8 protein-coding genes are annotated in these 6,743 nt (G+C 71.3%); 5 read left to right on the top strand and 3 right to left on the bottom strand.

Features of this window, described 5'->3' with window-relative positions; all coding sequences use genetic code 11:
• The 3 genes from ACFWOG_RS38450 to ACFWOG_RS38440 all read left to right on the top strand — a co-directional run.
• A partial coding sequence (locus tag ACFWOG_RS38450; RefSeq protein WP_380364181.1) for a hypothetical protein occupies positions 1-593 on the top strand: 593 nt, incomplete at its 5' end.
• Between the two features lie 499 nt (positions 594-1,092).
• Complete coding sequence (locus ACFWOG_RS38445) at positions 1,093-1,293, top strand: hypothetical protein (RefSeq protein ID WP_380364180.1); 201 nt, start codon at positions 1,093-1,095, stop codon at positions 1,291-1,293.
• Between the two features lie 342 nt (positions 1,294-1,635).
• The gene (locus ACFWOG_RS38440) at positions 1,636-2,217 is read left to right on the top strand and encodes a hypothetical protein (RefSeq protein ID WP_380364179.1); all 582 of its coding nucleotides are present in this window, start codon (positions 1,636-1,638) and stop codon (positions 2,215-2,217) included.
• 172 nt (positions 2,218-2,389) lie between these two features.
• Here the strand turns inward: ACFWOG_RS38440 and ACFWOG_RS38435 are convergent, their stop codons facing one another.
• A complete protein-coding gene (locus tag ACFWOG_RS38435; RefSeq protein WP_329950664.1) occupies positions 2,390-2,767 on the bottom strand; it encodes a VOC family protein in 378 nt (125 codons plus the stop codon).
• 247 nt (positions 2,768-3,014) lie between these two features.
• Between ACFWOG_RS38435 and ACFWOG_RS38430 the strand changes: the two genes are divergently transcribed.
• Positions 3,015-4,295 (top strand): DUF6357 family protein, encoded by a 1,281-nt coding sequence (locus ACFWOG_RS38430; RefSeq protein ID WP_380364177.1) that lies wholly within the window; start codon positions 3,015-3,017, stop codon positions 4,293-4,295.
• A 411-nt stretch (positions 4,296-4,706) separates the two neighbouring features.
• On the opposite strand, the gene ACFWOG_RS38425 is transcribed toward ACFWOG_RS38430, so the two are convergent.
• Complete coding sequence (locus tag ACFWOG_RS38425) at positions 4,707-5,303, bottom strand: TetR/AcrR family transcriptional regulator (protein WP_380364176.1); 597 nt, start codon at positions 5,301-5,303, stop codon at positions 4,707-4,709.
• 63 nt (positions 5,304-5,366) lie between these two features.
• On the opposite strand from ACFWOG_RS38425, the gene ACFWOG_RS38420 reads away from it, so the two are divergent.
• Positions 5,367-6,245, top strand: a complete 879-nt coding sequence (locus ACFWOG_RS38420; RefSeq protein WP_380364175.1) for an SDR family oxidoreductase — start codon at positions 5,367-5,369, stop codon at positions 6,243-6,245.
• Between the two features lie 235 nt (positions 6,246-6,480).
• Here ACFWOG_RS38420 and ACFWOG_RS38415 read toward each other — a convergent pair.
• On the bottom strand, positions 6,481-6,743 hold a 263-nt coding region (locus ACFWOG_RS38415; RefSeq protein ID WP_380364173.1), incomplete at its 5' end, for a MerR family transcriptional regulator.

Raw genomic sequence — 6,743 nt, 5'->3', positions numbered from 1 at the left:
CCGGCCTCGCCCGCGTTTTCACGCCCCGCCCCTCCCCCCCCCGGCTCGCCGCGGTGCCCGGCCCGCATCTGCGGGTCGGGCACCGCACCGTGACCAAGAAGGAGGAACGGACCAACGGTGCCGACATCGGCGTCGCCGTCGACATACGCGTACCCGGCCGACTCCAGCTGCGGACGGGAGACCTCATCCAGGTGAAGAAGTCCACCGCGCTGACACCAGGCCGCGGCCGCACCGGGCGCGAGGACACCTGGACCGTCAAACGCCGTCAGCTCCATGACCTGTTGGAGCACAGCGCCAGCGCCGTCTACTGGCTGATCCGGGGCACCGGTGATGTTCTCGTGGTTCCGGCGAAGTTCCTCGCCGCCGTCGAGGGCGCCGCAGCACTCCCCTCCTCCAAGCAGTTCACCGTCGGCCACACGGCCGTCCGGCACACAGCGGTACCCATGGAGCAGTACCTTCCCGATCTGGTCGTGGGCCTGTGGCTCGGCAGCAGCAGTGACCGGACACTCCAGGCGGCGCAGGGCACCGGAAGGACCACACGACCCCGGTTCGCTCTGACGATCGACGTCGTCCTGGAGCCCGGGGAGGGGTGAGCGGCCCGACCTCCGCTCACTGTCCTGGGGCACCTCCGGGCAGAACGGACGGCGCATGAACGGAGAAACCCGCCGCCGCAGGGTGAGACTCCGGTGGATACACGCCAGAGAGCCGTTGCCGTATCGATCTTGGTGGACTCCGGCTTTCCCGGACAACCGGGCCGGGTGATCGTGCCCGTCCGTCGGGACCTCGCCGATCGTGAGGTCGCCCCGGGTGGTGGCGGCGTCCCGAAGAGCAGGTCGAGGGAGTGTCGGGCCGGCCGGTCACGCAACGCCCCGATCTGGGACCTCGGTGCGCCGGCGGGCAGCACCCGGTGAAGGATCCGCGGCGTCGGCGGCGCGGCGCGACCAGCACGCTCAAAGGGTCCACCTGCTCCGTATTGGACCTGTTCACCGGGCCGTGACGGCAGCAGGGTGGGCCCATGATCCGTTGCCCCCACAGCGTTCCCACGGCGCGCGTGAAGCATCCCGCTGAGCCAAGACCCGACAAGGAGCCCTCATGACCGGACTCGCCGTACTCGTCCTGTGGATCGTCCTCGTTGTCTGGGCGCTGGAACGCAACCACCGACGCCTGGCCGGCCCGCCCCCCTCGCGGAACGGCACCGCAGGTGTCCGCGACCGGGACGCCGAACGTGTCCGGGCCGAGCTTCGCGCCGCAGCCGACCGGGCCGACCAGGCCGACCAGCGGCCGTTCCCGTAGACACGGGCAGTAGGCGTCGCGGGTGCTTCGCGCGCAGCACCTGCAACCCGGACGACCATGGCGTCCGGGCTCCGGCTGAACGGGTACCTCCGCGCGGGGACTTCGCGCGGTCGGCGGACCGCTCCGGTGATGCGGTCCCGGCAGCCCCGCAGGTCCTCGGGTGACACGTGGCCGTCACCACGGGCCCAGGGCCGGAGCGGTGGTCCATGGCGACCACTCCAGCCGGCCCGATCTCCCGGCCCGGGGCCGAGCGCCCCGTCCGCGGTCATGCCCAGGGAACGGTCCGGCCCCGACCCGTGCCTCCGGGAGTCACCGGCTCCGGCGGGTGCCGGGAAACGGCCGGTGAATCCGCGCTTCCGCCGCGGGGCCGGGCGCGTGGCGGGGGTGTGGGAGCCGGCGGAAAACGCGCTGCTGCTCGGCAGGGACGCCACCGGCAAGCCGCTGACCAGCTCGAACGGCCAGGCGGTGCCGGCCGGAGGCTGTCAGGGCAAGGTGAACACCGATCTCCAGTCGCTCCAGCCCGGTGGACAGGGCTCGGGCAGCGGCACGTCTCAGCTCGCGGCACAGACCAAGGCCGAGAGCTTCTCCCGCTCGATGACCGATCCGCGGGTGAAGGAGGTCTTCGGGCGCTGGTCGGAGTGCATGCGCGCCGACGGGTTCAGAGCGCCGAACCCGGTCGAGGCCGGAGGGGATCTGCCGTCCGTGAAGCAACCCGAGCCGGACGCCGCGGAGATCCGCATGGCGCAGACCGATGTGGAGTGCAAGGCGCGCACCAACCTGGTCGGGATCTGGTTCGCCGTCGAAGCCGACTACCAGACGGCCGCGATCGCCCAGCAGCCACAGGCGTTCGCGGCGCTCAAGGCCGAGCGTGACGCGCAGGCAGCCCAGCTCGCGCAGCAGATCGCCGGGCTTCGCGGCAGCTGAGCGCGGGATCCGCCGCACGGGCGTCCCCGTCGTTCCGTCAACCGCCTCGTGCCGTCGTGCGACAGCTTCTCTGCACCAAGGCGGTGCGTGCTGGTTCCGGACAACCCCGGGTCACGCCGCGGCCGCGGGGGCACCGCCGACCGCGGCGTGACCGATGAGCCCCGGACGAGCGTCAGAGCGGCTTGATGCGGGCCTTGAGCAGGCAGAACTCATTGCCTTCAGGGTCGGTCAGGACATGCCACTGCTCGTCCCCGGTCTGGCCGATGTCGGCCCGGCGGGCACCGAGCTCCAGAAGGCGTTCGAGCTCGGCGTCCTGGTCGCGGTCGGTGGGGTTGAGGTCAATGTGCAGCCGGGACTTCCCCGGCTCCGGCTCGTCCCGGACGCTGAAGAAGATCGTGGGCTGCGGACCGCCGAACCCTTCCGGCGTCCCGATCTCCACGCAGCCCTCCTCGCGGCCGACCACGACGTAGCCCAGGACCTCGCACCAGAACTGCGCCAACAGTTCGGGATCGCGGCAACCGAGCACCAGCTCACCGATACGACATGCCATGAAGAAACCTGCTCTCAGTCGGCGGGCACCCGGGGCCACGTGCGCAGCTCATGGCCTCCCAGCAGCGAAAACAACTCCGCGACCGTACCGGACGAGGCGAGCGTGGAAAAGATCTTTTCCATGCCGAGGGCCTGCCGGGCGGCCGGACACGGAAGTTGGCCGGGCCGTCGACGTCGAGGGATGGTGCGGGTGGGGCTGCACCACCACCGTGGTGCCGGCCGGTGCCGTTCCGGGAAAGACTGAGTCCATGAGAGACATCGTTTTCACTCGCAGGAGCGGCTGGATCCCGAACGTCGTCCGCGAGGACGGCGAGCTGAAGCTGACGCTCGGCGCCGGGGCCGACGCCAACCACGAACCTCGCACGTTCACGTTCTCGATCGGCGAAGCCCATCTTGCCGTGATCCGGGAGGACCTGGCCAGACACCTGCTGCTGTGGAGTGCGGCCCTCCCGCTGTGCGACGACGCCGGAACCCGGGGCCGGCTCGACGAGAACGCCGCCGTCGCGCTCCTGGACCCGATCCTCCTCGGCGCACCCGCGGACGTCGACGCACTCTTCCGGCGCATCCGGTGGGACAGGAGCCGGCTCATCGCCCACGGGGCCGACATCGGTCTGCTCGAGCGCGGTCAGGTATGCGCGGCGATGCGCGCGGCGACAGAGACGTCGAACGGCAAGCGGGCCCAGGAGTACCACGCGGACCGCCGTCGCGCCGAGCGCGGAGCGGTACTGGGTCCACTCGACGCCGCGATCCTGAGGTTCACGGGCCAGTACCTGCACGGCGGAACCGTTCCCCGACGGATGCCCGATGCCGTCGAACCCGCGCTGCTGCCCGAGGTCCTGCGGGTGATCGCCACCGCGGAGCAGGCGTGCGCCGCGCTGCGGATCGGCCGCGATCCGCGACGGGGAAACCGCGCCACGGACAGGCACGACTGGCATCGGATGGAGACCGGGGTCGAAGCGGCCGTACGCCGTGCACATCCTGAACTGGTCGATGACGCGGTGCGCACCGTGAGCTTCCTGATGTGCTCGGAGGCCGCGGACCGCTCCAGGAACACCCCCATGGAGGATGACGACGAGGGCGCCGACCACCGCACCGACCTCGACGGGGGTGCGAGGACGGACGGGGGTGCGAGGAAGACGGTCCTGTCGTTCACCGACGACAAGGGCGCCGAGAAGAAGTGGCGGCAGGACAGCCCCCGCACTGCCACCGCGGAGTTCTGGGAGTTCGTCGGCGACCGCTCGGCCACGGACAACGAGGTGTTCACCATCGAGGACGAGGAGATGGGCGAAGGGATCCAGCTCCACTTCTACGCGGACTCCGTCGCCCGGGTCACGACGCTGCGCGAGGGGGAAGGCGGGTCGGATCCGGAGTACCGGGTCGAGTACGGCCTGGTCGACGGGATCGGCGGGTACCGGAAGCTGGTGAGCACCTTCGTCCGCGGCGGCTGCGCCGCACTCGAACAGCACGGTCCCTGGATGTCGGACGTCGCCGAGTTCGAGCGCGCGCGTCGGCGACGCGACGCCCGGTAATCCCGGCCGCAGCCCGCGAACGCGCCGCCGGAAGAACCTGCAGGAGCAGAGGATGACCGCGCCGCGACCGGGCGGTCGGAGCCGCAGGGCCGGTCGGCGGCAGGAGGCAGGCGCGGGGTGGCCGGAACCCGGCGACCGCGGCTGCGGCGCGGCAGTGCGGCGGCCGGCCCGGACGGCGAGCAGCGTGGGAGTGGGACGTTCCCGGCGGCGCAGGCGCAGACACGACGGTCGGCTCCGGAGGTCCTTCGGGGGTTGACGCCGGAGTAGCTGCGAACAGCGGCCCGACCGAAGGACGTGTCAACGATGCCGGGGATCGCGCCCGGCGATGCGGCGGCTGTCGGCGTCTCGGCCGGGCCCGCGGTCATGCGTGCACTGGGCTGTGGACTCTTCGTCGGGCGGGCGTGCCGCCCGTCACCGCAGGTGTTCGAATGCCTGGTCGGCGTCGGCCAGGGCCTCGGTGTGGACGTCGCGCGCGGCTCGACCGTCAGCGATCTTCTGCCAGTTGGTCCGGGCGAGCACCCGTTGGACTGCGAGTACCTGGGCAGCGCACAGGCGTGCCCGGATGCCTTCGCCGAGTGCGTCCGCCAGTGCTTCCTCGTCTTCTAGCTGGTAGCGCGTGAGCCGTGCCGCCAGGCTCGGTGTGGTGAACACCAGCCGATGGAACGCCACCACCTCGGGGTGGTCGTTGAGGCCGGTGACGGGGTCGAACCGATCGAGGCCGGCCCGGAAGTGGCGGTGCAGCGCAGGCACCGGCTCGATGCCGGACCCGCGGTCACGGACGACGCGCGCCGCCTCGCCCTGGTGGTCCGCGAACCGGTGCAGCACCAGGTCCTCCTTGGTGGGGAAGTACCGGAAGAGGGTCGGCTTGGAGATCTCGACTGCCGCGGCGATGTCGCTGACCGAGACGCGGTCGAAGCCGCGCTCCAGGAACAGCGAGATGGACGCGTCGGCGATGGCATCGCGCGTCCGCGCCTTCTTGCGGGCCCGCAGTCCCGTCGGCTCGTTCATCCGACCACCGTAACATTCATAACCGGGTTGCTTTTTTAACCGAGTAACGTTTTTATGGGCGGCATGAGTCAGACAGACACTCCTCCCGTGCTCGTCACCGGGGCGACGGGCCGGATCGGCCGCGTCGTCATCGACCAACTCCTCGACGCGGGCGTACCGGTCCGCGCCCTCACCCGCCGCCCCGAGGCCGCGGCGACGCTACCGGCGAAGGTCGAGGTCTTCACCGGCGACCTCACCGTGCCCGAGACGCTCGACCCGGCGTTGAACGGTGCCGGTGCGGTCTTCCTCGTCTGGACCGCCCCGCCCCGGACCACCGAGGCCGTCGTCGAGCGGCTGGCGGCCCACGTGCGGCGGGTCGTCTTCCTCTCCTCCCCGCACCGGACCCCGCACCCCCTCTTCCAGCAGCCCAATCCCATCGCAGCGATGCACGCCGACATCGAGCGGCTCATCGCGGCCACCGGACTCGAATCGACGGTCATCCGGCCGGGCATGCTCGCATCGAACGCACCGGCCTGGTGGGCGCCCGCGATCCGGGCCGGCGGCGTCGTCCGGTGGCCTTACGGCGCCGCCGAGTCGGCACCGGTCGACGACCGCGACGTCGCAACCGTCGCGGCGCGGACGCTCCACCGGGACGGACACGTCGGAGGCGACTACGTCCTGACGGGCCCCGAATCGCTGACCCAGGCCGCACAGGTGGGCCTCATCGGCGACGCCCTCGGGCGAAAGATCGACTTCGAGGAGATCACGCCGGACGAGTTCCGAAGCCTGTGGAAGGGCACGGCGCCCGGCCCGGTCGTCGACATGCTGCTCGCCGCGTGGAGCGCGGCCGTCGGACAGCCCGCGTACGTCACCACCGCGGTGGCCGACATCCTGGGGACGCCACCGCGAACGTTTCGCCAGTGGGCCGCCGACCACGCCACCGCGTTCACACAGGGTTCGTAGCCTCATCGACCGCGCCCGACCGCAGTTCTCGGACCGGCCTCGCACCGGCCTCGCCTCCGGGGCCGCCGGGTGGGAACCGACACCTGGCCGTACCTGGGGAAAAGCGAAGGCCTGAACGCACCGGAAGCCGTCACCCCGTGGGTGACGGCTTTCCCGCGTTCTGTCGCACTGTCGGACCGGGGTGGAAGTCACCGGGCCGCAGGCGGCCCGTCCGGGCCAGGCGGTGACGCCGGGGTCAGGTGTCGGCGGTGGGCGGCTGTCCGGCGTCGTGGCGAAGCTGTTCGTTGATGCGCAGGGCTTCTTCGAGTTGGTCTTCGAGGACGATGATGCGGCAGGCGGCGTCGATGGCGGTGCCCTGGTCGACGAGGTCGCGGGCGCGCATGGCGATGCGTAGTTGGTAGCCGGAGTAGCGGCGGTGGCCGCCGTCGGAGCGTAGCGGGGTGATGAGGCCCTGGTCGCCGAGGGTGCGCAGGAAGCCGGCCGTGGTTCCGGTCATGG

Origin of the sequence: Kitasatospora sp. NPDC058406, assembly GCF_042722765.1 — a bacterium.
Lineage (GTDB): Bacteria > Actinomycetota > Actinomycetes > Streptomycetales > Streptomycetaceae > Kitasatospora.
This window is presented reverse-complemented; position numbering and strand designations above follow the sequence as displayed.